Annotated in this window: 23 protein-coding genes and 1 riboswitch; of the genes, 7 read left to right on the top strand and 16 right to left on the bottom strand. The window is 45.7% G+C overall.

Annotated elements, in window-relative coordinates:
* Positions 1–4 precede the first annotated feature (4 nt).
* Entirely contained in the window at positions 5–421 is a 417-nt protein-coding gene (locus FZD51_RS12500; protein WP_148975082.1) for a hypothetical protein, read from the top strand.
* A gap of 50 nt (positions 422–471) precedes the next feature.
* On the opposite strand, the gene FZD51_RS12495 is transcribed toward FZD51_RS12500, so the two are convergent.
* Entirely contained in the window at positions 472–1323 is an 852-nt protein-coding gene (locus FZD51_RS12495; protein WP_148975081.1) for an SDR family oxidoreductase, read from the bottom strand.
* A gap of 82 nt (positions 1324–1405) precedes the next feature.
* A complete protein-coding gene (locus FZD51_RS12490) occupies positions 1406–2224 on the bottom strand; it encodes a squalene/phytoene synthase family protein (protein ID WP_148975080.1) in 819 nt (272 codons plus the stop codon).
* 392 nt (positions 2225–2616) lie between these two features.
* Between FZD51_RS12490 and katA the strand changes: the two genes are divergently transcribed.
* The gene (gene katA, locus FZD51_RS12485; protein WP_148975079.1) at positions 2617–4068 is read left to right on the top strand and encodes a catalase KatA; all 1452 of its coding nucleotides are present in this window, start codon (positions 2617–2619) and stop codon (positions 4066–4068) included.
* A 783-nt stretch (positions 4069–4851) separates the two neighbouring features.
* On the opposite strand, the gene FZD51_RS12480 is transcribed toward katA, so the two are convergent.
* From FZD51_RS12480 to FZD51_RS12460, 5 genes are all read right to left on the bottom strand, one after another.
* Positions 4852–5859, bottom strand: coding sequence for a DUF3231 family protein (locus tag FZD51_RS12480; RefSeq protein ID WP_148975078.1), 1008 nt, complete (start codon positions 5857–5859; stop codon positions 4852–4854).
* A gap of 323 nt (positions 5860–6182) precedes the next feature.
* The gene (locus FZD51_RS12475) at positions 6183–6773 is read right to left on the bottom strand and encodes a hypothetical protein (protein ID WP_148975077.1); all 591 of its coding nucleotides are present in this window, start codon (positions 6771–6773) and stop codon (positions 6183–6185) included.
* Positions 6774–6795: 22 nt separating this feature from the next.
* On the bottom strand, positions 6796–7128 hold the full coding sequence (locus tag FZD51_RS12470; protein WP_148975076.1) for an aminoacyl-tRNA hydrolase: 333 nt from the start codon (positions 7126–7128) through the stop codon (positions 6796–6798).
* A 26-nt stretch (positions 7129–7154) separates the two neighbouring features.
* Entirely contained in the window at positions 7155–7430 is a 276-nt protein-coding gene (locus FZD51_RS12465) for a hypothetical protein (RefSeq protein ID WP_148975075.1), read from the bottom strand.
* Positions 7431–7547: 117 nt separating this feature from the next.
* Positions 7548–8231, bottom strand: a complete 684-nt coding sequence (locus tag FZD51_RS12460) for a M50 family metallopeptidase (protein ID WP_148975074.1) — start codon at positions 8229–8231, stop codon at positions 7548–7550.
* Between the two features lie 407 nt (positions 8232–8638).
* Here FZD51_RS12460 and FZD51_RS12455 point away from each other — a divergent pair, with 407 nt between their 5' ends.
* Positions 8639–9616 (top strand): quinone oxidoreductase family protein, encoded by a 978-nt coding sequence (locus FZD51_RS12455; RefSeq protein ID WP_148975073.1) that lies wholly within the window; start codon positions 8639–8641, stop codon positions 9614–9616.
* Between the two features lie 39 nt (positions 9617–9655).
* Here the strand turns inward: FZD51_RS12455 and thiE are convergent, their stop codons facing one another.
* The 4 genes from thiE to FZD51_RS12435 form a co-directional block, all read right to left on the bottom strand.
* On the bottom strand, positions 9656–10309 hold the full coding sequence (thiE, locus tag FZD51_RS12450; RefSeq protein WP_148975072.1) for a thiamine phosphate synthase: 654 nt from the start codon (positions 10307–10309) through the stop codon (positions 9656–9658).
* Positions 10296–11129 (bottom strand): bifunctional hydroxymethylpyrimidine kinase/phosphomethylpyrimidine kinase, encoded by an 834-nt coding sequence (gene thiD, locus FZD51_RS12445; protein WP_148975071.1) that lies wholly within the window; start codon positions 11127–11129, stop codon positions 10296–10298. The genes thiE and thiD overlap by 14 nt, the downstream gene beginning before the upstream one ends.
* Before the next feature lies 1 nt (position 11130).
* Positions 11131–11946: a hydroxyethylthiazole kinase gene (gene thiM / locus FZD51_RS12440; RefSeq protein ID WP_148975070.1), complete on the bottom strand. Its 816-nt coding sequence runs from the start codon at positions 11944–11946 to the stop codon at positions 11131–11133.
* Positions 11947–12023: 77 nt separating this feature from the next.
* Positions 12024–12137, bottom strand: a riboswitch (TPP riboswitch).
* Positions 12138–12198: 61 nt separating this feature from the next.
* Positions 12199–17367: an ATP-binding sensor histidine kinase gene (locus tag FZD51_RS12435; protein ID WP_148975069.1), complete on the bottom strand. Its 5169-nt coding sequence runs from the start codon at positions 17365–17367 to the stop codon at positions 12199–12201.
* Positions 17368–17472: 105 nt separating this feature from the next.
* On the opposite strand from FZD51_RS12435, the gene FZD51_RS12430 reads away from it, so the two are divergent.
* Complete coding sequence (locus FZD51_RS12430; RefSeq protein WP_148975068.1) at positions 17473–17616, top strand: anti-repressor SinI family protein; 144 nt, start codon at positions 17473–17475, stop codon at positions 17614–17616.
* On the opposite strand, the gene FZD51_RS12425 is transcribed toward FZD51_RS12430, so the two are convergent.
* On the bottom strand, positions 17603–18304 hold the full coding sequence (locus FZD51_RS12425) for a response regulator transcription factor (RefSeq protein WP_148975067.1): 702 nt from the start codon (positions 18302–18304) through the stop codon (positions 17603–17605). The two genes, FZD51_RS12430 and FZD51_RS12425, sit on opposite strands and share 14 nt — an antisense overlap.
* A gap of 472 nt (positions 18305–18776) precedes the next feature.
* Here FZD51_RS12425 and FZD51_RS12420 point away from each other — a divergent pair, with 472 nt between their 5' ends.
* Positions 18777–19865: an AbrB family transcriptional regulator gene (locus FZD51_RS12420; protein ID WP_148975066.1), complete on the top strand. Its 1089-nt coding sequence runs from the start codon at positions 18777–18779 to the stop codon at positions 19863–19865.
* 625 nt (positions 19866–20490) lie between these two features.
* Here the strand turns inward: FZD51_RS12420 and FZD51_RS12415 are convergent.
* Complete coding sequence (locus tag FZD51_RS12415) at positions 20491–21237, bottom strand: C39 family peptidase (RefSeq protein WP_262380900.1); 747 nt, start codon at positions 21235–21237, stop codon at positions 20491–20493.
* A gap of 367 nt (positions 21238–21604) precedes the next feature.
* On the opposite strand from FZD51_RS12415, the gene FZD51_RS12410 reads away from it, so the two are divergent.
* Together FZD51_RS12410 and FZD51_RS12405 are read left to right on the top strand one after the other, a co-directional pair.
* The gene (locus FZD51_RS12410) at positions 21605–22528 is read left to right on the top strand and encodes a MerR family transcriptional regulator (RefSeq protein WP_187445735.1); all 924 of its coding nucleotides are present in this window, start codon (positions 21605–21607) and stop codon (positions 22526–22528) included.
* 135 nt (positions 22529–22663) lie between these two features.
* Positions 22664–23872 (top strand): cytochrome P450 family protein, encoded by a 1209-nt coding sequence (locus tag FZD51_RS12405; protein ID WP_148975063.1) that lies wholly within the window; start codon positions 22664–22666, stop codon positions 23870–23872.
* Between the two features lie 40 nt (positions 23873–23912).
* Here the strand turns inward: FZD51_RS12405 and FZD51_RS12400 are convergent, their stop codons facing one another.
* From FZD51_RS12400 to FZD51_RS26180, 3 genes are all read right to left on the bottom strand, one after another.
* Positions 23913–24455: an isochorismatase family protein gene (locus FZD51_RS12400; RefSeq protein ID WP_148975062.1), complete on the bottom strand. Its 543-nt coding sequence runs from the start codon at positions 24453–24455 to the stop codon at positions 23913–23915.
* A 59-nt stretch (positions 24456–24514) separates the two neighbouring features.
* Positions 24515–25075, bottom strand: coding sequence for a nucleotidyltransferase domain-containing protein (locus FZD51_RS12395; protein WP_148975061.1), 561 nt, complete (start codon positions 25073–25075; stop codon positions 24515–24517).
* 66 nt (positions 25076–25141) lie between these two features.
* Positions 25142–25309, bottom strand: coding sequence for a hypothetical protein (locus FZD51_RS26180; protein ID WP_009793635.1), 168 nt, complete (start codon positions 25307–25309; stop codon positions 25142–25144).
* Between the last annotated feature and the right edge of the window lie 33 nt (positions 25310–25342).

Below are 25342 nucleotides of genomic sequence, written 5' to 3'. Positions count from 1 at the left end.
TGGAATGATTTATGAAATGATAGCAGAGATTAAAATTCCCGAACTTCATGATGGAATCGTTTGGTACAGTCCTTTTTTCAATAGAGAACCGGATCTGCTGCACGATGGCAGCTTTGCAGAATGGTCTGTTGCTCCCGGCTGCGGTTTCCGGCTGGTCCAGGGACAGACTGATTCAAAGAACGGCGTGCTCCGGTTTGGGGTATACAATCTGGAAACTGAGCTTAAACGCCTGAAGAAAGAAATCGGCATTGAGATTGTCGATCTTCAGATCAAAACCGAGCAAAGCATGCAAACCCGCTGGTGCACCCTAAATGATCCCTGGATGAATAAAACTGAGTTATATGAATATTTAAATGAAAAGCACAAAAGCCAAGTGATTCTTTCTATACAAGATGATTGGAATACAGCAGGTCCAGCTTAGACTAAAAGCTGGGCCGGATAATTAGTTTACATAATAATTTTCCGGTTAACTTATCTCTTATTTGACAAAATTCGCCAGAACAGCCTTTCCCAATTCCGCCATCCTAGCCTGTCTTTCAGCTTCAGCGTCAAAGCTGTTCCCTTTCCTACAGGGTACCTCAGCCGTGTAATCTTCTTCCCGGCAATTTTTCCGCACAGCTCAGCCACTTCTGCGGGATCTCCGTATTTTTCAGAGCTTTTGTTCAAATAATTTTCCAGCTGTGAATAGTATGCATAATAAGGAGAATCTGGCTGAAGAGACCGACTTGAAACCTTTTTACCAGTTGACCAGATTCCTGTATTGTATGAACCAGGTTCAATGAGAACAACATCAACATTAAAAGGCTTCATTTCAAGGCGGAGGCTTTCAGCCCACCCTTCTACCGCATGTTTGGAGGCGACATAAGGAGACAATCCCGGAAAACCCATTTTTCCGCTGATGCTGCTGATGGTGATGATCCTTCCCCTCTTTTGTTCACGCATATAAGGAAGGACAGCCTGAGTAATTGCAAAAACGCCAAATACATTGGTTTCAAACTGACTCCTATATTCAGCAAGTTCAACTTCCTCTGCAAACCCCGCACCGGCGAATCCAGCATTATTTACCAGGAGATCAACTGAGCCAAGACGCTTCAGGCAGGTGCGGAACCGGAGAATAGATTCCTCTGAGGCTACGTCGAGCTCATGCAAGGTTATCTTATCCTCTGCCCCTGCCTTTTCTGCCTGTTTCAGCAGTTCTGCAGAGCTGGACATGTCCCTCATTGCAGCTGTTACGCTATAGCCCCTTTTTGCGAGCTCAATGGAAATTAGAAGCCCGAACCCCCTGGATGCCCCTGTTACAATGGCATTCTTTTTCCCGTTCATTCTCTTCCATCCTTTCCCTGGGTGCACTTAGATTAGAGTACAGCAAAAAAATCCGGCCAAGCCGGCCGGATTTTCTTATTGTCTATTCTGCGACCACTTGTTTTACCGTTGCATTTACACTATCGCGATTCATCTTTTCCTTGCCTTCTGACAAGGCAGAGAGGGTACCATGTGCAAGTGCCAGCGGTATCCTGCAGAAATTCAGGATCGGGGCAGACTTGATATCTTTTATATATGCATCTGCTAGTGCAAGATTCCTGCGGGCGTACCTGAACATCTGGTCATTGTCCCAGCCATCGGGATAAAAGCTAACGCCCCGCTCTTTATCTTCTATTTTGTTGCGGAGGATATTGACAGATTGTAGACCGCGGCCAAATGCGATCGCCAGGTCCTTTTTCGTTTCTGTATTGTCATGCCATTTCCAGATGTCGGAAAGCATGACGCCGACAAGGCCCGCCACATAAAAGGTATAGTCATCGAGATCTTTTTCGTCCCTGATATTCCAGCCTTTCATCGTCCAGTCAGCCATGCCCTTTGCCATTGTGCTGGTAGAATCAAGCACCTTTTCTTTGATGCTTGCCGGACAAAGCCTTATCCAGTCATACAGGCGCAATGTCACTTCAGGCAGCGTGGATTTATAAGGCTTGAAAAGGGATTTCATATCCTCGGCATTTACAGGCTTCTTCAGCAATTCACTGATTGAACGCAAAAGGTGGTCCTTTGACTCCGCTTCAAGTTCGGGATGGTCTTCAATCTCATCTATCGCCCTCATGCATAAATAAGCGGATGAAACGGTTTCCTTCAGGCCCGGGGACAGATAACTGATCGGGATCAAAAAGGTCCGGCTTGTCTCTTTCAGCATTTCATAGGCTTCTTCATGTAGCTTGGCAGTGTCATTCATATCCAATGTTCCCTTCATAATAGAAATATCTATCTTAAATCCTACCATAAAATCATCGTTTTGTTATGTAATAATACTTCCCAATCAAAATATTGGCTGAAAGGCAGGAAATTTATCATATATTCCTGGCTAATACCCCTTTATGCACAATAGTAATCCACATGTGCTATTGAAGGAAACGGGTGTATAGAGCACATAAAGTAATGAGCTCTTCCATTTTGGCATAAGATATTTTAAGCGAAAAAGATATTTTGTTAAACATTTTAATGTCTATCTCTTTAAATCTCTTATTTATTAATAATTATTATAAAAAAGTATTGATTTTTTATTGAGAAGTGATATCATTTATTACATGGAACAAGCAATCTATTAAACTAAGAGGTGATTTTTTGATGACAAATAATAAACTGACTACTAGCTGGGGCGCCCCAGTTGGCGACAATCAAAATTCCATGACTGCTGGATCCCGAGGGCCAACCCTTATCCAGGACGTCCATCTACTTGAGAAGCTGGCCCATTTTAACCGTGAACGCGTCCCTGAGCGGGTGGTCCATGCTAAAGGTGCAGGTGCACATGGCTATTTTGAAGTCACAAATGACCTGACTACATATACGAAGGCTGCATTCCTTTCTGAAGTCGGCAAGCGCACTCCGCTGTTCATCCGCTTCTCCACTGTAGCCGGAGAGCTGGGCTCTGCTGATACAGTCCGCGACCCGCGCGGCTTCGCTGTGAAATTTTATACAGAGGAAGGCAATTATGACATCGTAGGCAACAACACACCTGTATTCTTCATTCGGGATGCGATTAAATTCCCTGATTTCATCCATACACAGAAGCGCCATCCGCAGACACATCTGAAGAATCCGAATGCTGTCTGGGATTTCTGGTCCCTTTCACCAGAATCCCTTCATCAGGTAAGCATCCTGATGTCTGACCGCGGCATCCCTGCCACATTGCGGCATATGCACGGTTTTGGAAGCCATACCTTCAAATGGGTCAACCAGGAAGGCGAAGGTGTCTGGATCAAATACCACTTCAAGACTGAGCAGGGTGTAAAAAACCTGGCGCCAGAAGCTGCCAGCAAAATAGCCGGGGAAAACCCCGACTACCATACTGAGGATCTCTTCAATGCGATTGAAAATGGTGATTATCCTTCATGGAAGCTTTGCGTGCAGATCATGCCGGAAAAAGACGCTGAAACATACCGTTTTGATCCGTTTGACGTAACGAAAGTGTGGTCCCAGAAGGATTACCCTCTTATAGAGGTTGGCCGGATGGTATTGAACAAAAATCCAGAAAACTATTTTGCGGAAGTAGAGCAGGCAACCTTCTCTCCTGGCACACTTGTCCCGGGCATTGATGTTTCTCCTGATAAAATGCTGCAGGGGCGCCTGTTCGCTTACCATGATGCACACCGCTACCGTGTCGGTGCGAATCATCAGGCACTGCCGATCAACCGTGCCCGCAATGAAGTGAATAATTACCAGCGCGACGGCCAGATGCGTTTTGACTCAAATGGCGGCGGATCAGTCTACTATGAGCCAAACAGCTTCGGAGGGCCTAAAGAAACACCGGAAAATAAGCCTGCTCCTTTTGCCGTAACAGGTGCTGCAGACAGCGTTTCTTACGATCATGATGACCATTACACACAAGCAGGTGATCTTTACCGGCTTATGAGCGCAGAAGAGCGTGCCCGCCTCGTGGAAAATATCGTCGGTGCCATGAAGCCTGTTGAGAGCGAAGAAATCAAGCTTCGCCAGATTGAGCATTTCTATAAAGCAGATCCTGAATATGGAACAAAAGTAGCAGAAGGACTTGGCCTGCAGGTGCCGGTTAAAGCATAGTCCCTTGTCTGGATCTGCCCTTCTATATTCTCAATAATCGACAAAATTCTCAATTACAGGCACCTGCCGCCGGCCGGTGCCTGTAATTGTTTTATGAAAAGGCTCAACGCATGAATTGTTGTTGCTTTGCCATTCATTCCTGATTAAGAAAATTGAAGCAGGTTGAAAAATAAGTGGAGAATTCCCCCCCAATCTCAAAAAACACTAAAAAATGTTTTTCATAGTCAGCAGCCTACCATGGAAATCTCCCCTTACTTTAAGGCTTGCAGTTTTTTCCAATAAAAGACCGGAATGAGAATTATTTCTCAATGAATGGCCCTTTGTACAAGCTGCTGAAGCAATACAATATCCACACGAGAGTAAACCCGCGAAATGAGCCTGGCGACAATCTATCATGATCTTGAAATGTGTGTGAAGCTGCAGATTTGGACGAACCTCCCTATGGAACCGTCCCTTCTTCGGAATAGGCCAGGAAAGTGCAGATGCAATTGCCACAGAATAATCAATGCTGAATGAGAAGGTGAAATTAATGATTAAGAAGATTTGCCCTAAATGCCAGACAGCTGAGAAACAATTGAAGCACAGCATAATCTGCAAGTGCAGCAGCCGGCTGATGGCGAAGAATTAATAAGAAGTATGGTGTTTTAATATGATTATATTAGGGTTTCCTGATTGCCTGGCCAGCCAATAAAGAAGCACGATATTTGAGTGCTCTTTTATCAGCAGGCAAACTTTATGCAGGTCACCGCAAAAAAATTAAAAGATGTAATTAGGACCAGCAGATCATATCCCGGCACGTTCATCTCTTTCTGGACATTGCGGCGGCTGTTCAAACCATTTGTTTTGGATAAGAAGGTCAAGGCCGTCTTCTGAATAGGCGGTTGTGTCTGCAAAGCATCTCATATAATAAGCCGCAACATCTCTCCTCAGTGTCATGGACAGTGCCTTTCCATAGCGCGCCACCCCCAAGGCATTGAGAGTTGAAACCAGGAAAAGCATCAATTGATCTGAATATGGAGAATCAGTTGATTTTGTCACTTTGGAATCCCAAGTCATCCCATTTGGAACCAGGTCCTCTTCAAGCAGGCTTTGCACCTTTGAAACAAAGTCTGCAGCAAGTCCTCTGCCCCTTATGAAATAATCCTTTATTTGCTGGTCGCTTACGGTTTGGATAAAACCTGTCAGCAGCTCCTTGCCCATCTGGTTGGTGATGCCATTGTCAAACAGCTGGGCGGCTTCGATGGCAAGAAGCGGCCGTCTTTTTCCCATCCATCCCCTGACAAAGCTTTGTTTTTCAACGATATCACGCTTGTCAGGATACGGGATATAAGGAGGGCGGACAAATATACCCTTCCCTTTCATTGTATCAAGTATCTCTTTCAGCACTATGTTAGCTTCCTCATAGAATTCAGAATAGAGTACGAAAACATCTTCTCTTGAAGAAATGTTCAGGCCCATGGTATGGGAAAGGACTGCAAACCTTGCTGCATTAAGCATAACATCACAATAAAACATATCGGTATATAGGCGGGCAGCATTAAGGTTAACATGCTGGTCAGCCGGAAAGGCACGGGGCACAGGAATACTTTCCTTGGCAAACAGCTGTGCCACTCTTTCCATATGGCTTTCCGCCAATTGGATGGTATGCTCCAGGCAAGCCTTGATATCCTGGTCGTCCACTCGCTGGAAAAAATGATATATCAAACAGATGGTTGCGCTGTCGTCCATATAAGTGTTCCACAAGTAAGCTATTTCAGCACTGGTCAGCCTTGGGTCATGATGTAATTCCATCTTCCGATCCTCCTTTGATAATAGTAGTATGCGCGAATCGTTTAAAGAAATAACAGTAAAATGGAATTAAATTGGGAATCTATATATTTTAATGGAGTCAGCAGAAATCTTTACCCTTAAAATTTGCTTAAGTCTGCATAAAAAAAAACGCCCGGGAAGATTCCGGACGCTGCTTTCCTTTGCTCTTAGATTAATGAATTTTCCAACAAACCACTGTATATTATAATTTTCCTGCTCAATCGTGAAAAACGCCATGACCGCTTTCCTCATATAGGAAAGATGTTTTCTCTAAAATCACATTTTGACCAGCTTGTTCCTCAGCATTATTTTAATTTACCTGCTGGGACCTTTCTGGATAAAAAAGTGATGGCGAGCAGCAGACCAACAAACACCAGTGCCGTTAAAATACTGCTATTTCTGAAAATATTTTCAGCAAGCCTTTTTATTTTGTGAATGAGAGGCTCTTTTACGGCTTCCTCCCGTTCAGCACTATATTGGACATGCTTGACAGTCGAGCCGGACATGACAGGCTCCCATCCAACCTTGCCTTCTTCGAGCCAAATTTCTATTATGTCCCCATTTGCGATATCCATAGGTGCAGGACCGGTGAACTGGTCAGCCATCCAGGATGGAATATAATGATAATAAACCTCTAAGGCTTCTTCCTGGTCAAAGCTGCCGGGCGCTTTTATGACTTCTGAGGGTAAAAGGGTCATTTTCCTGATCTGGAGAAATTTTTCGTTTGGCAAATCCTGAAAGAACTCATCTTTTTCCACCTTGCCAACGATATGCAATGGAGCCTGGAGCTTCATTTCTTCCACTTCAGCTGGATCGGGTGCAGAGAGAACCTCTTCTCCTTCCTTTAAGATGAATAGGGCAAGAAGAACAGTTAAGGCCCTGAAGATGGTTTTCATAAGAACCTCCCTATATATAAGCTTATTTATAAAGCCGAAGATGCCCGAGGATCATTTTGGCTTCTTCTTTATCCATCGGCGGCAGGGCTGATGCAGTGAGGCTTCCGGGAGCAACCTCTGTCCTTCCGGCATCTTTGATTGTTACATAGCCTTTCTCTTCAAGTTTCTTGAGCTCTGCTTCACGGCCGGAGAGCATAATTTTTGTTTGTCCGCTCATCAGCCATTCTTTGAAAAGTGGTTCTTCCATATAAGTAAGCACACTGATTGCTGCAGCATGGGCGGCCTGGGCAGCAGCTTTCCCGGCTGACATCTTCAAGTCCGAATTGATCACGTAATATTGCACGATTTGTTTCATAAGGACCCCCTTTAATTTTTATCTAGTCAACTTCCTGCTCCGAATACATCCATAATTAAAGAGAGTGCCAGCGGGCCGAGGAAAATGCCGATAATCAGCCAGACACCAGTTTCCATGCGTATTTCTTTTTTGTCCAGAGACAGCTTTTTCATAGCGAAGTCTGTTACTAGCAGGATGAGCCCCATGGTTACGAAGATGGAGAAGGTCCGGAGTGAATGCGGCTGGATTTTTTCATAAGCATAATCAGCAGACAGCCCTGATATTACAAGTATGGCTGGATTAATAACAGTAGTGAGTTTCATAGGTCCTCCACTTAATCAACATTGGCATAACAAGGTGTTCTGGTTTATTTTGGAACATGGCTTTTACTGAATATGTTAATACAGGGGTGACCCTCCTGTCCATATAAGATTTCACCCTTAATGGCTATTTAACTTAAATACGCCTTTTTTAATCGATAAATAACAGAATAAAAGGGCCTGTACAACGAAAATGATGCCAAACAGCTGTGCAGGAAGAAGTGTTGAAGCTGCTAAATTGGCTGCATCTCCTGCTGCCAGTGGAGACATAAAGCTCAGCAGCATGATCTCAAAGGCACTTGTGACTGATTCAACGAGCATGACCGATGCGATCAGGAGCAGGACATTTTGTATGAGCGAAGGGCTCCCTTTCTTTAATAGAAAAGCAAAGCCGGCACCAAAAGAAATCAGCCAGAAGATCCCGTAAGCATTCCGCACCCAGAAAACCAGGTTAAGAATGATAAAACCGAGCAGAATCAGAATCAGCACTTTGTCCTTTTTCTTCCCCAGCAGCCAAAAGGCGATAAAAGCCATAAAAGATGAAAAAACATATCCGGCAGCTCCAGTAAACACTCCCCCGAACCAATTAGAATGTCTTGTGTATGTGACACCTTCAGTATTGGCAAAAAGGGAGATATGATGGACTTCTCCCCCGAACAGGGCTACAAGCGCATGGCCGGACTCGTGGATGAGCGTATTGATGATGCTTGCATAGTCGCCAATGACAGGCATTCTTGTGATAAGGACAGCCACTATTGTAAAAATAAAAAACCGCCAGCTGAATTTACTGCGTATGAAATTCATCCTTAATCCTCTTTTCCTGTATTCTTAGAGAAAATTATACAGAAAAACTAGTAAAATAGCTTTCATCAATAATTAGGATGTTCTAGGGCCTTTCCCTGAAGTGTTGCCATTAATATTTATAAACCCTGTTGATTGAGTGGAGAGCACGCAGACTCCTGCGGGATTGCAGCGGAAATGTTGAGACCCCACAGCGCGCAGCGTGAGGAGGCTCAACTTCGCCCCGCGGAAAGCGAAGTGCCTGGAACGGAAATCAACAGCCTCCTATATAGACTGAACCCTTTTTCTACTTGTTTGATTAATGACTCTATAATGATTTCTTATAGCAGCTCATAATTTATTGATAATTTTAATATTTTTATAAAAAGTTAAAATAGAGATTAGCTGATACATTCATAAGGAGGTTTATTATGAAGGCGATACATGTTACAGCGTATGGCGGCCCAGAGAATATGATTCTGACAGAAGCTGAAAGGCCGGTGCCTGCTGCAGGGGAAGTTTTAATAAAAGTGAAGGCGGCCAGTGTGAATTTTGCCGATATCAAGGCAAGATACGGAAAAAAAGGAGGCGGTCCACTCCCTTATATTCCTGGTATAGACTGTACCGGCACGATAGAAGCTTTAGGAAACGGTGTGGAAGGTCTTATTCCGGGTCAGCGGGTAATTGCGTTTCCCTCTAAAGGATCTTATGCCGAATATGCCCTTGCCCCAGCCATGCTGACCTTTCCCATACCGGAAAGCATTTCAGATATACAGGCTGCAGCATGCCCGATAGCCGGAATAACATCGCTTAAGCTGCTTGAAGATATTGCACGAATCCAGCAAGGAGAAACCGTCCTAGTGCATGCCGGCGCTGGCGGAGTAGGGACTGCAGCCATTCAGCTTGCCAGGATACTTGGCGCTGGAAAAGTAATCACATCGGCAGGTTCCCCTGAAAAAACAGCATATGCCTTGGAAGCAGGAGCCGATTACGGAGTGTGTTATACACTGGAAGATTTCCCTGCAAAAGTAATGGAATGGACAGAAGGTAAAGGGGCTGATGTGATCCTTGATTCTGTTGCCGGTACAGTGACAGAAAAAAGTGTGGATTGCCTTGCACCTTTTGGAAGGCTAGTCAATTTCGGCAATGCATCCGGAAATGCCGGAACTGTACAGACAAATGATCTTCACAGCAGCTGCCGCTCCCTCCTTGGCTTCAGCTTTGGTACGGTGCGCAAAAAAAGGCCGCTTCTTGTCAGAGCTTCAGCTGAAAAAATCATCGGTTTGCTGGAAACCGGCCGGCTCAGCATGAAGATTGGAGAAATTTTCAGCTTGTCTGAGGCAGCGGAGGCCCATGCCCGGATAGAGAGCAGGCAGAGCATGGGGAAAACTGTCCTGATTATAGACTAAAGATTCATAGCCTGCACACATTTGCAGGCTATGAATCTTCTATATCGTCACACTTCTTTTAAGTCTTGCAGCAGCTTCCTTTATATCTGCAGCCTGGCTGATGCTTGTTATGACAGAAACTCCGTCTGCCCCGGCCTTAATCACATCACTTGCATTGCGCGGAGTGATTCCGCCTATTCCTACAACTGGCATTGTGATGGCAGACCCTCTCAATTCCTGTATGAGGGCCATACCCTGAACCGCCTTGGCATCTGCTTTTGTTGACGTCGGATAGATGGGGCCAAGACCCAGATAATCTGCGCCAGCCCTGACGGCTTCTTTAGCTTCCACAAGTGTATGGACAGATACCCCTAAAATCTTATCACCGATTTTCTCCCGTACTGCTTCGGCCGGCTCATCCTCCTGCCCAATATGGACGCCGTCTGCGCCGATTTCACATGCCAGTTCTATGTCATCGTTGATGATAAAAGGGATGCCGCCGGTCCTGCATATCCGCTGAAGCTGCTCTGCAAGCACGTATTTTTCTTGTCTGTCAAGACATCCTGCCCCTTTCTCCCTGTACTGAAACAGGGAGATCCCGCCTTTAATCGCCTCTTTCATAACCATTTCCGGATTCTTAACGCAGTTCGTGCTTCCCATGATAAAATAGACCTTTAACAGCTCTTTCATTCTTTCACTGTCAATTCGCGCCATATGCCAAGCCCTCTGCTTTCTGTCTATTGTTATATGCCCAGTGGTTTGTCGGGCCATGGCCGCTTCCAAGGAGAAGATCATCTTCGATGGCTGCCTGGATGAAGTCTTTTCCAAGCCGGACACTGTCCTTTACAGAAAGCCCCTTCGCCAGTCCTGCCGTGATTGCTGCTGAAAAGGTGCAGCCGGTCCCATGGGTATTGACTGTATCCACCCTCCTGCCTTCAAACACATCAAAGCTGTTTCCATCAAAAAGCAAATCAGCAGCAGCTTCTTGATTTTCTGTATCATGTCCCCCTTTAATAATCACATTGTCAGCGCCGAGTGCACATAATCTCCTGGCTGCTTCTTTCCGTTCGGCTAAAGAAGAGATTTTCATGCCGGTTAATGCTTCTGCTTCAGGAATATTAGGCGTGATGATAAGTGCGAGCGGGAGCAGATGTTCCTTCAGGGCTGCCATGGCGCTTTCCTGCAGGAGGCTAGCCCCTCCCTTGGCAATCATCACTGGGTCGACGACCACCTTTGTCCATCGATAATGCCTGATTACAGCAGAAACAGTTTTAATGATGTCTGCATCAAAAAGCATGCCCGTTTTCAAGGCGTCCGTCCCCATATCGCTTCCAATGCTCTCTATCTGTTTACCGACAGCTTCTGCCGTCACTGGGAAGACCGCCTGCACGCCAGTTGTATTCTGAGCGGTGATTGCTGTCAGTGCTGACATGCCATAGACACCAAGTTCCTGGAAGGTCTTAAGGTCAGCCTGGATTCCGGCTCCGCCTCCACTGTCCGAACCCGCTATCGTCAATGCTTTCTTAATATGCATTTTATATTTCTCCTTTCAGGACAGTAATGTCCGTCCTGGCTTCAAGATCCTCACCCTTAAGCAGGGCAAGGCTGTTAAGCAGCTCGATTTGAAATGTTGCGGGGCCTTTGCTTCCCGCTGCTTCTGCAGCCATTTCTGCCGCTGCAGAGTATACAGCCAGTGCAGCCGCCGCGGCTTTCAGTGAGTCTGATTCAATTGCATGGAAAGCGCCTATGACAGATGACAGCAGGCAGCCTGTTCCTGTAACTTTCGTAAGGAGACTGCTTCCGCCAGTGATGCGGACAACTGTTATTCCATCAGAAATGATGTCCTCCTTCCCTGTAATAACAGTTACGGTGTTGAAAAGTTTTGCAGCAAGAAGGGATGTCTCTTCCGGGTTGCCGGCTTCCCCGCCGTCAACACCTTTAATTTCTCCTCCTTTTCCGGCAAGGTGGGATATTTCAGCAGCATTGCCGCGTAAAATGGAGATCGGCAGCTCTTCGAGAAGGTTTCTGCCTGTTTCGGTCCTGTAAGCTGTTGCACCTGCCCCGACCGGATCAAGGATGATCGGCAATGAGTTTCTGCCCGCTGATTTTCCCGCAAGTTTCATAGATTCCACCACAGGGGCAGTAAGAGTGCCGATGTTCAGGACCAGCGCTCCTGCAATGCCGGCCATATCGGCAGCTTCTTCTGCAGCATGAGCCATGACAGGCGAGGCCCCCAGCGCCAGCAGGCCGTTAGCGGTAAAATTGGTGACAACCATATTGGTGATATTATGTACAAGCGGCTTTTCAGCCCTAAGCTTTTCCAGCATCCCGGCTATTTCTAATGAATTCATTCCCTTTTCTCCTTTCAGCAACAAAAAAGCCAGGCCCTGAAAAGGACCTGGCAATTGTGCATAAAAATATAGCAAATAGTTCCACTTCGCTACTTTCCTACGCTGGCATCATCCAGATCAGGTCCAAAGGGTTAAAAAACGGGCCAGTTTTTCTCTCAGCCTGCTTTCCGCAGGCACCCCCAGTAGTTGCTTATTAGATTGACAATTACATAGTATCTTTTTTTGAGCCTGGCGTAAAGCGATAATCATTTACTAGACCATTTCTGCGGAAAAATGGTAGACTGGCAGTTCAATGAAAACGGAAGTCCCTTCTCCTTCATTGCTCTCGGCCCAAATTTTCCCGTTATGCCTTGCAATGATTTCCCTTGTAATCGAAAGGCCGATGCCATTTCCGCCTGTCCTGCTGTTACTGCTTGTCCTGGTATAATTTCTGTCAAAAATAAATGGAAGCCTTGCAGCCGGGATGCCGCTGCCAGTATCTGACAGGCATATTCTGACAAGGTCCTGGCATACCAGCCTGGCACTCAGGATCAAACCGCCAGTCTCTGTATGCTTGATGCTGTTTGAGACCAGATTGGAGAAGGCCTGCAGCAGACGGGCGGGATCTGCCTCCACCAGCGGAACATCTTCAACATTCGTGTTTTCCAGATCCAGGACAAAAGAAAGTCCTTTCTTTTCAGCTTCAAATTTGAATTGCTTCTGAATATTGGCCAGCATCTGGCCAAGGGGCAGATAATCCATCTCAAACCGCATTTGTCCAGCCTCCATACGGGAAAGATCAAACAAGTCTTGGATCAGGACATTCAGTTCATTCAGGCGGCTGACACTTCGCTGAAGAAATTCTCTTTTTTGCTCTTCTGATTCGGCAATACCCTCCTGCACAGCTTCTATATAGCCCTTGACGGCAGCAAGCGGAGACCTTAAATCATGAGAAATGTCTGATAATATAGTGTTCTTTGCCTGCCGTGAGCGGTCGAGTTCTTTATTGGCCCTCTCCAGGCGGATATTTGCTTCATTCAGCTCTTCGGTCCGCCGGGCAACCCTTGCTTCCATCCTCTCATACAAATCTGCATTTTCCAATGATATGGCTGCCTGCGATGCAATCAATTCAAGGACCCGGAGATTTTCTTTTGTAAATGCATGCGAAATCTGATTGTTTTCCAGGTACATCATACCCTTTACTTCACCCTTATTCAGGATCGGCAGGCATATGAGCGACTTCAGCAGCATCCTTTTGACATAAGGATCCCCTGAAATCAGACTGTTTTCACAGGCATGATCAAGAATGATTCCTTCTCTGCTAAGCTCTGCAAGTTCTATTGCCTGTTCGGACAGCATTTCTCTTCCTTGGACCGGCTCGAAGCGCTTTGGCCGTTCACCCGCACCGGCATACTCCCCGATCGTCCAAATTCCATCCCGCTTAAAGAGCAGAATCCCCCTGTCTGCTCCGCTGTAATGCATGATAACCTCCATAAGCCGGGCCAGCAGATTTTCAAGCACTACTTCCCTGGATATGCTCTGGGCGGCGGAAACAAGGGCATACTCATCGAACTGAAAGGAATGACTGGTTTCCGGTTCCTTCAGTAAAGAAATTTTAGCCTTTTTCCGAAGATCATCTGCCTTGGCTTCTGCACCCCAAAGACGATATCCTTTAAAAGCTTCTGAGAAAAAGGAGCTTGCCATCCTGCTATATCCCATCGCAGAAAAGCAGCGGCCTGCACATTCATTTGCAATGGCAGCATCCTGCAGGAAGCCGTTCTTTTCGGCCTCCTGAATGCTTTCATCATAAATATTAAAAAGACTGGAATCTCTCTTGGCAATCCTTCGGTATTCTGCTTTTAAGAGCAAGTATTTATGAAGGAAATTCGATGGGGAAAGAGCTGCCCACCGTTTCATTTTTGATATAGCATCCTTCAGTTTAGCCAAATGGAGATCTTTTTTCTTTTTCTGTTTTTCATGTTCATAAAAACGGCCAAGCCATAAACCATGATAGAAATGGTATTCAGGTACAATGACAAGTGTCAGCCTTTTGCTGATAAGCGGTTCCAGTTTCTGAATCAGTTCATCGGCATATTCAGTTTTCTGAAATAGATAGCTGATCTGCAGCCGGATCGTATAATGGATGATTTTTGCGGAGTCATCATCAAGCACAGGAGTAAAGGTCCAGTCATGATTCTCTTTTTCCTTCTTCAAATAGAGGACCCATTCCTCCATCTCAGTCAAAAAACCGATTGAAATAGGATACTGAATCCTATTGACGAACCTGATCTGATTCCGGATCCCATCCAGCGCCTCTTCAAGCGGCGATCCTTTCATAAACAATGTGATGACGATGAATGAACTATTGGCACCGGCAAGATGGATATTTCCTGCATCCAGACAGTATCTCTGTGAATCCGTAAGGTGGTGGAGATTTTCTGAAATCGGGTTTCTCCAGTGGCTGACAAAGCTTCCAAAGACAAACTGCACACGGCCTTTAATGCCTGTGACCCCAAAATGCTGAGACAGTTTGATTGCCAGCCTGCCGTAGTCATAACTGCCTTTGAAATCGCTGAATCCCGCGCTTAATATCAGGCTGTAATTATTGAATACAAGGGCACTTAAGTCGGTCAATCCGTTACTGAGCGTGTAGTTCAATGCCTTCAGCATCAGCATGGTGGCAAGATTCTGGTCTGCATGGTAGGATGGAGCGTTCAGGTTGATGAGCGTCTGCAGGATCTGCCTTTTGTCCCGGTCCAGCATCTCCGGAAGGGACAAAATATCTTCTTGTGATTTGCCGCGCAAAGCAAATTTTGCACGGAGGAGCTCCAGCACAATAGCATGTTTGCCGATGCTTGGTGCAAAAGTGATCCCGTAAAGCTTAAGGCCTTCTATTCCTGAGCTGACCGCCTCTTTCACCCTGTGCATATGAGTGAATAAAGTGATCTGCAGATTATAGATTGATAACTTCTCATAATCAGTTTTTGCATTTTCAAGCACTATAGCAAAGGTTTTTTCAGCTTCATCCAATTTTCCTGTCAAATAAAAGCATTGACCAAGACCTTTGAATATGCGGAAAGTCAGTTCATATTTCCCGTTCCAATCTTCCCCGGCGAGCTCAAGTGCAGCCCGGAAATAAGAGAGTGCTTCCCGGAAGGCTGCAGCATCCTTGGCCAGTTCTCCTGCAGCGGCATTCCATTCTGCCAGCTGAGCCCTTTCTTTCATTTCAAGCTGTTCACTGCAGATATTCAAATGGTGGACAATCTGGAAACGGCGGGACGGTGTATGCTCCTTCATGCCGACAAGCAGCCTGCCGATCTTCAAATGGGAGGCATTCTGTTCTTCCAGGTTCATAGACTGATAGACTGCCTGCTGGACGGTATCGTGAAGGAAACTGTACTCTGTTGGCATAGCATTCACATAGCCGCTTGAATGAATATATTTATATAAAGGATCTTTAGGGAGAATAAAGCCAGATTCAAGGGCCAGCCAAAGGGATTCAGCAAGCCAGCCTGCCCGGTCTTTGAACAGGAGGGAAAGAGTTTTGAAATCAAATCTGTTACCAAAGCAGGAGGCAGCCTTTAAAACCTCTTTTGCTTTTTCAGGCAGCTTCTGGAAACGGTCCAGCATAAAACCGGATATTCCGTCATCCACTGGCCTTTCCATTATCTTTCCAATATCAGCTTTCCATTTTCTTTCTGCAGGATCCCTGGCAATGAAGCCATCCTCAAAATAGGAAAATAAAAGCTGGCTGATGAACAGCGGGTTTCCGCCGGTTATCCTGTATAAAAGCCCTCCGAGTTCCAAAACTGTTTCCCCATCATCTCTAAGGGCATTTCCTATCCATGCATAAATCTCCTTTTGACTGAGCGTGCGGACCGGGATATGATGAATCGCTGCTTCTCCTTCTTTCAGCCTGGCAAGTGTCCTTCTTACTGGATGGCTGGGCCCTGTTTCGTTGTCCCTGTATGCACAAATGAGCATAAAATGGGGAATCATGCCCTTCAGCAGAAGATATTCAATCAGCTCCAGCGAAGCAATATCCGCCCACTGCAGATCATCAAGAAAGAGAACAAGCGGATGCTGTTCATCTGCAAACAGGCATATAAACTGGTGGATATGAAACAAAAATTGCTGATGGGCGTCTGTTCCATTTGGCTCTTCTTCAACCTGCTCTCCCATGAGCAAGCCCAGCTCTGGCAGGACCGGGAAAAGGACTGCATAATTTCCGAAAAAGCCTTCCTTCAATTTAGATGCCCACTTCTCTCTGCGGCTTTCACTCTCAAGCATGACCTGGAGAACGAGAGAACGGAATGCTGCAATGATCGGGGCATAAGGCATCTGCCTTTGCAGCATGTCATATTTTCCGGAAACAAAATAGCCTTTTTCCCGGATGAGCGGCTTTTGGATCTCGTGTACAAGAGCCGTCTTTCCCATCCCCGGTGAACCCGGCAGGAACACGGCGCCTGTACTTCCCCGGCTGACCTCCTCAAAAACATGAAGGATTTGTGCTTTTTCAGTGTCACGTCCATACAGCTTCCTTCCGGGTTCAAACAGCATACTGTCATCGTATTTCCCAAGCGGATAAACTTCTTGCTGCTTCCCGGACTTCTGATTTTCGAGGGCGCGGAGAAGATCGGCGCGTATCCCGAAAGCGCTGCCGTACCGATTTTCAGGCATTTTTTCAAGCAGTTTCATGATGATAGACGCAATTACGGGTGGAAGATCAGGATTTGAGTCACAGGGATTCTTTATACTTTTTGCCAGATGCTCGTACACAAGCTCAAGCGGTTCCTTGGCCTTGAAAGGCAATTCACCGGTAAATAATTCGTAAAATACGATTCCTGCTGAGTAGAAATCTGAACGATAATCAACTAGCCTGTTCAATCTTCCAGTCTGTTCAGGGGATATGTAAGGCAAATGAGCCAAATTGGCCAGTCTGGCAGCGTTCAAGGCAGGATGTTCTTCCTTTAATAGCGTCGACTGGCCGAAACCCGTAATTTTTATATTGCCAACAACGGGGTTAAAAAGGATATTCCCCGGATTGACCGATTTATGGATAATATGCTGCTGGTGTACCTGCATGATTGCCCCTGCCAGTTTTGCTGAAATGTCCAGCATCTCTGTAAGGTCGGCATTCCTTGTGCTAAAGAGTTCCCTTAGAGTTATACAAGGAAAGTATTTGCAGACCAGATAGGGCTTTTTTAAATGTATGATTAACTCTTCTGCTTTTAGGATGCTGTCTTCTTCCATTTCCTTTGTAAGCTGGTATTCGTGAATAAGAGCAGCGATCTCCATATCTGACAGCACATCGTTTTTGTATGTCTTAATCAGCACCTGCTCCCTGCCTTTGACCGAGTAGCCTTTCAGGAAAATAAATTCTTCATTTTCAGTTTCTGCGGCAATCAGCCGGTATCCAGGTATATTAATGTTCTCAATCATAGTGGTCACCCTCTTATTTAAGCGAAACTTTAATACGGCTTTAATAAAACTTTAACTTTCCATTTTATAATATAGCCAACGAGAAGAATGGTCTGGAGGTATAGCATGAAGAAGGATGAGAAAACGCTCTCTTATGAACAGGATTTGTATGAATGGATATGTTTAATGGAAGAAGCAAGAAAGCTCGGCATGACGGCTGAGGAAGTCAGGGAATTCTTCCAAGCCGCCAAAAACCTCAACCTCCATTAAATTTATAGCCCATGCCCCTGACTGTGATAATATATTCCGGCCGGGACGGGTCCTGTTCGATTTTCTTGCGGAGATTGCTGATATGGACCATGACAGTCCTGTTATCCCCAAAGCTGTCTTTTCCCCAAATGGAATCGAATAAATGGTCTGCACTGAAGACACGGCCGGCGTTTTCAGCGAGGCAGCAGAGCAGCTGAAATTCCTTTGCAGCCAGAGAGATGGGCCTTCCTTCCCTCGTCACTTCACAGCAGTCCCTGTCAATTGCCAGCTTTCCAAATAATATTGCCTGTCCATTACTAGCCGTTGGGCTTCCTGACAGCTCTTTGTATCTTCTAATATGGCTCTTTACCTTTGCAACGAGCACTGGCGGGCTGAACGGTTTCGTTATATAGTCATCGCCGCCTATCCTGTGTCCGATTATCTGATCTATATCATCTTCCCTTCCGCTAAGGAAAAGGATTGGAACCTTTGTCTTCGTTCTGATGATGCGGCAAACCTCAAATCCATCCACATCCGGCAGCGCCACATCCAGGATGATCAAGTCCGGCTCCAGGCTTCCTGTCAGCCGCACCGCCTCTGCACCTGTTGCTGCAAAGGCAAGCCTAAAGCCTTCCTTGGATAAATAAGCCTTTTGAATATCCTGAATATCAGGATCATCATCAACCAGCAGAATTAATTCACCAGTCATAGCACGCTTCCCCCCTTTTTAAACACAAGGAAAAAATTAACACTACTGATATATTATAGCACTCATGAGAGGTTTAATTGTATAAATCTTCTGATTGCAAGATTTATATGTTTTATGAGTTTGTCCTGGGGTAGAGAAAAAAGGAAAGCCAATCTATCGAAGGGACTGATAAACGATGTATCGATTAGCAGCGACTTCTGGTTTTGGCATCTTAATGGAAGGTTCTTTTGTTTTCCGTTCACAAGGAACCCTGGTGCTTAATCGGTGGACTTAGAACCGATTCGGCCGCAAAGCTGAACCTTCCGTGCCCCTTTAGGGGAAACTTAGCTGCTTATGCAGCTGAAAGCGCAGGCCATATGGCTTGCGCTTTTTCTATGGAGAGATTACAGCAGTAAAGCGCACTTCTTGGGGTGTCAGCAAAAAAATGGTAAGATATATATAGGAAAACTAAACAAACAAAGAAGGTTGCAACATGCAAATCATTTCCAATAATAAGGGGTTCCTGGCTGCTTTTTTCATCGCTCTTGCCGGCGGTATCATTTTTACCGTCCTTCACCTGCCGATTCCCTGGCTGCTTGGCAGCCTGACAGCCATTCTTGCTGCCAGCCGGTTCGTTCCCTACAAGCTGGAATGGCCAAGAAAGCTGAGGGATGCCGGTATTCTGATGGTCGGATACAGCATCGGTTTGTCATTCACAAAGGATGCAGTCAGCCAGATGTCTGGCAAACTGCCAAGCATGCTGGCCATGACCTTGCTTACCATTGCATTTTCGGTCCTCCTTGCCGTCATCGTCTCACGCATTTCCGGTATTGATTTCCCGACGGTCCTTACAGGCAGCATTCCTGGCGGGCTTTCGCAAATGCTTGTTTTTGCAGAAGAATCAGAAGGCATTGACTTGACGACCGTTACCTTTCTGCAGGTTGCAAGGCTGCTGATGATTGTCTTCTTTGTCCCTTTTTTAGTATTAGGTCCGCTTTTATCAGGAGAAGCAGGGACAGCTGTCAGTGTGCAGGAAGAAATACCAGGCTGGAGTACCTTGTTTCCGGCTGTTATCCCCTTTATCATTGCTTCCCTGGCAGGTACTTATCTGGGAAAAAAATTAAGGCTGCCGACACCGTATCTGCTCGGCCCCATTGTCGCAACCGCTTTGATCGGGATATATTTTACGAGAGGACCTGCGCTTCCTCCTTCCCTGCTTGATCTGTCCCAGTTTTTCATCGGCGGCCATATCGGCCTCCTTATGAGGCCGGAAAAGCTCCATCACAAAACCAAAACCATCTCGCTTGCCCTTTTAAGCGGCGCTCTGCTTATCGGAATATCCCTTTTATTGAGTATACTGCTGGCATTCGAGTATGATCTTTCATCCGCCACCAGCTTTCTCAGCCTTGCTCCAGGCGGAATGGACCAAATGGGGATCCTGGCACATGAAGTTCATGCTGACCTGGCCACAGTCACCGGCTATCAGCTTTTCAGGATCTTTTTTATCTTTTTCGCCGTCCCCCCTGCACTGCGCTGGTATTTCCGCCTTCGGACACGCAGGAGAACGGTAAAGAGGGCCTGACTATGACCATAGCAGTTCAGATAATGTAAAAATCACAGCCCAATAAACATGCGTTTTCGTTATGTAAATAGCAGGGTAATTAACACACCAAAGAAGCCTGGGATGTCCCCAGGCTTTTTACTTTCTTGACTTTATTCATTAAACGCTCTCAATCGCTGAATGGTTGAACTGTGATCCTGACTTCATTGTTTAAAAATCAAAAAGTTTAACGGCAATTCTGCAACAGAGTATTATAGAGGGAAAAACTCCCCTTATTTTGCTAATTGTCCTGAAAACACCTAATATAGAGGGAGAAATTCCTCTTATGTAATCGGAAACGCGGAAAATAGATTGCTTTTATCCCCATAGAGGGAAAAACTCCTTTTATTTTACCCAAAAACCATTTCTGATCTGCAATTAACTGTAAAATCTCCCCTTATTGCCTATCACTTGTTACTCACTTTTTAATTTCCCGGCTGTTGTATCTGTTAAGATTGATCGTAGCTGTATGAGCAGATCTCATTCACATATTAAAAAAGTTAAATAACACCCTATGTTTTATGAAGTGAAATGTATGCTGACTCATATGCCATTTACAATATTTCTACAAGAAAGCTCTGATCAGGAACTATATTATTATTCTGCTTTAATTTACAGTTACAGCGTGGCTGCCCATCATCTTCCATGCTTCGACGAAAGCTTCTTTTTCAGCTTTTCTGTCTTTCGTTCCATAAGGATCATTAACATAGATATGATCTTCATCAAAGCCAGTAATCACTACGCTGTGCATGTTGAATGTGACCTCTACCGCTCCCTCGGGCGTGTCCCATTTTTCAAAGGAAGCAGCCGGCGTCAAACTTGCCGTTGTTATAATCCATACGGGCGAGCCCTCACTAACCTTTTTAAGGATTTCTTCAAAGTCCCGGCCTGTCAGGTTTTCCGCCTTATCACCGGCATAAGACTGGGCCAGCTTGAAAATGGGCCCGCTGTAGACGCCAAGGCCAGGTCCGTTGGCCATATCCCCCACAAACCCTGTGTTCGGGCTGCCATAGCTGCCGTTATCATAGCGGAGCGGTACGATATCTATCTTATTTGCCAATTCATTTTTCGTAACCTTATAGCCTTTATAATTCATAAGCATGGCAAGGCTAGTCACCTCACAGCCGTTATAAAGCCGCGGGGCGGCCATTTGGTTGAACAACGGGACATCCAGCATCACTTCCTCCTTTATAATTTCATTCTTCGTTAACGGCGCATTCTTTGCTTTACTATGTAATTCTGCTGCCAGGGCCTTTCCCGGCTGCTCGTTTTCTGCATCCATCCAATGGTAGCCTCCCAGAGTAATAGAAAGACCCGCTGTGGCGGCAAAAGCGATTCCCCAAGCTTTGTTCATCTGCAAATTCTCCTTAGTTGCATACATTCTAGCAATATTATTTTTATTATTATGTCTGAAGAGGGGACTTTCAAGATATTTGCCTAAATTTTAAAGTGAACTTAATCTTTCTGACACAATCCCTCCCTTCTTTTACAGTCAAGATCGTTTAGGGCGCCCCGGCTTGTCTTGCCATCCTCCTCCCTCTTTTCGGCCAGTTTCGTGCTATTTCTCATTCTATGATAGATTCCGTCTAGTTTTGTGAGCTTTTGTCAGCCGGCAGGAATAAAGACAGCACTGCGGAATATAACAGGCAATGATAAAACCGGCTCTCATACGTTAGGCAAAATCATGTTTTATATTCAATATAATTGAAAGGGTGTTCATTATGGAAACTCAATTTATGAAAGCTTACACGATTAAAGAGGTATCGAAGAAAATAGGAGTTCCTTCCGGGACGCTCAGGCAATGGGAAAAAGATTTGAATGGCCTTCTTGTTATTCCCCGGTCCAAGCAGGGTGTGCGCTTTTTTACTGACACAGAAATTGAACTATTGGGAAAAATTAAAGAGATGCGCGAGAAGAACCTCAGCAAGGAAATGATCCGCCATCTTATGCAGATCCACCTGGACGGGCGCGGCGAAGAAGATGCCGGCACATTGCCCGCATCCCCTCCTGCCGTTACAAGAAGCCTGGAGGCCAATCCTGTCAATGATATGGAACTCTTTATGGAAGCCCTTGATAGCTACAAAGAAAGCTTTCTTGCTGATATCCGTTCAGAAATCAGGAATGGCATCCGAAAGGAAGTGCTTGAAGAAGTAAAAAAAGAGATTACCAGGGGATCTGTGCATACAGTCAAAACAATATCCGATTCTATTTATAAAACAGCTGAAGGCACGAAATCCCAGCTTAAAAGCCTGTCTCACAAAATCGAACAGGTTTCAGAAGATACCTCCGAAACATTCGGAGCCTTTTCAGAAGAGGTTGCGAGGGCTTCGGAAGGCACTTCTGAGCAGATCCGCCAATTAACGTCCCGTGTGTCGGATTCCTCGGAAGCGGCTTCTGAAGAATTCAAAACGATGATCCACTATATTTCAAAATCTGCGGAAATAACGAATCACGAGATTACCAGCCTCATTGATACACTGAATAAGGACCGTGATGCCTATCTTCATGCCATGAATGAGGAGAGAGAGCAATATCGGGTGGATATCAAACAGCGGGAAGATATCTTCCAGGATTTTGTCGTCGGCTTCCGCCAGGCAGCTGCTGCAGAGGAAAAGGCAAAAAAAGGCTGGAAATTCTGGAAATAAGCCTATATTCCTGATTGATTATCTGAGACATTGGCACGAAATTTCAGCAGTCTGATGGTTTTTGTTATATTTTAACATCCTCTTTATGCTACGCTTATTTTATGCATTAGATGTACTAGCAAAGGAGCGATTAGCGTGTTTAACGGAAACCATCAAGACAACCCGGAAGCATACAGGATCTTTTCAAAAGAGTTTATCCAAAACCCTTATCCCGGCTACCGGAAGCTCAGAGAAGAGCAGCCGGTTTATAAAACCGTCATGCCTGACGGACAGACAGGCTGGGTCGTTACGAAATATGAAGACGCAGTTGCAGCATTGAAGGACAAGCGCTTCATCAAGGACTTTTCAAAACTTTACGGCGGCCAGATGGACCATGAGAGCATTTTCACAGAGAATATGCTATTCTCTGATCCTCCTGACCACAAACGGCTGCGCGGCCTGGTCCAGAAAGCATTCACTCCCAGGATGATAGAAAACATGCGCGGCAGGATCAAGGAAATAGCGGACGAGCTTCTCGACAGGATGGAAAACAAGGAAGAAATCAGCCTGATCGATGATTATGCTTTCCCCCTTCCGATCATCGTCATTTCGGAAATCCTTGGTGTCCCAGCAGAAGACCAGGACAAATTCAGGATCTGGTCCAACTCTTTGATAGAAGGGTCAAATGGCGAGAATTGGAATGAAATCCAGCAGCATATGAATGAATTTGTCCAGTATCTGGGCGAATGGTTTGCATTTTTGCGCGAAAATCCGCGTGATGACTTGATCAGCCAGCTTATCAATGCTGAAGAAGGCGGGGATAAGCTGATAGAAAAGGAATTGTATGGCGTCGTCTCCCTGCTGATTATTGCTGGCCATGAAACGACCGTCAACCTGATTGGAAACGGGATCCTCTCCCTGCTTGAAAATCCTGACCAGCTAAAGCTTCTGAGGGAGAAGCCGGAACTCATCCATAATGCCGTAGAAGAGCTTCTGCGCTACAATGGGCCTGTAGAATACAGCACATCGCGCTGGGCAATAGAGGATGTCGAATTCCAGGGGCAAACGATCAGAAAAGGCGAGCTGGTCATTGCTGCACTGAATTCTGCCAATCGCGATGATGAGAAATTTGCAGATCCGGACGTCCTGGATATTACCCGGGAGAAAAGCCCCCATCTTGCTTTTGGCAAGGGCATCCACCTGTGCCTCGGTGCACCACTGGCTCGTTTAGAAGGTGAGATAGCCATTCTTGCCCTGCTGGAAAGGTTCCCGGAAATCGGGCTGAATGCTTCACCGGATGAGCTGGAGTGGCGCCCTGGCATGATTGTCAGAGGTGTTAAAGAGCTTCCTTTGAGGGTCAGATAAAAATCAAAAGCAGCTCCCCTGTCAGGGGTGCTGCTTCACTTTAAGATTCTGTCACTTTCAGATAAATCTCTTCATATTCCTCAAAATCCAGCACCTCGATAACGTCAGACCAATGAAGGACCGTCCCGATGAAATCCTTGATATCAAGGCCGGGCATTTCATATGTCTCATCTTTATTTACAGTGCCTGTAGCATGTTCAATGAAAGTTACTTTATATCCCCTGTCAAAGGCGCTGATGCTTGTAAAAAGACAGCAGAATTCTGTATTGAAGCCGGTGATCACCAGCTTTTCGACATCCATTTTCTGCAGCAGCTCTGCCAGATCCGTCCCAAAAAAGGCACTCGGGGTCCTTTTGTCAATCACATAATCTGGATAATCGGCAAATTCCGCGATGATTTCAGCTCCTTCACCTTTTTCATACAGCGGGCTTTCTTCAACGCCATCCATATGCTTAAGAAATATTACCGGTCTGCCCCTGTCTTTAAAATCCATTATGACTTTTTCCATTTTTTGCAGTTCATCTGAAAAATCCCCTGTCCTGACAATACCATTCTGCACATCTATCACCAGCAATGCTTCCATTTTCTCTCCTCCTAATTGGCAGTCCTCTACCAATTCTTCATTAGATTCGTAATCTCCTTCTATAAATAGGAAATCCAGGAGTGGTGAATGTCCATTTGCTGGATGGATCGCTTCAGCCAATACCTTTGATCCTTGCTGAGAAAATCCCTCGCAACATGAAAATCTGCTTGATCTTTGGGACGGGCTCTCAGCTTGAAAAGAAGGACAATTTGCGGATTCAGGTAGGGGATATCATCTTCTGTGAACAGTATGGCTTCGGCAGCCGGACAGGAAATATCAGAGTTGCGGCGGAAGATCCACCTGCCTTCTTCACGCTCGCTCAGGAGAATTTCCGCCTGCTGATTATGTACACGATCTGTTGCGTGAATTTCATGTACCGGAAGCTTGAGATATTCTCCATTCCAGGTGATGAGAGACCCATTGACTGCCTTGCGAAACTCCCAATCTGCGAGTTGGCCCTTCAAAGCTTTCTGGTCTTCCCGGAATATGCCGATTTCCAGATCTGCATGCGGCCTGGTCTGTTTCCCTATAAAAAGATCAATCGCCCAGCCGCCCGCAACAAACCAGGGCTTCTCAAATCCGTCCATCCATCCAGCTGCCTTTTTACACTCCGGGAACATAGCCCCATTCCTCCTCTTTCTTTCAATGAAAAAAACCGGATGGATTGCATCCGGCAGATCACTGGACTAGCGGCTTTTTTCTTTGAGAAAGAAGCTTCCCAAAGTGGTTATGCTGGAAACCAGCATGAAGAAAAACGCAGTGCCGGCAAGCCAGGAACCTTGAAAAATCAAACATATGGCCAGGGCACTGAAAAAAATGATCAGGCTGAGATCCATCAGACCTTCCTTTGTCATAGAATTACCTGCCTTTCGTTATTCAGTAACTCT

This window comes from Bacillus infantis (genome assembly GCF_008180445.1).
Taxonomy (GTDB): Bacteria; Bacillota; Bacilli; order Bacillales; family Cytobacillaceae; genus Bacillus_AB; species Bacillus_AB infantis_B.
The sequence above is the reverse complement of the archived record's forward strand: the minus strand, read 5'-3'. Positions and strand labels throughout refer to the sequence as shown.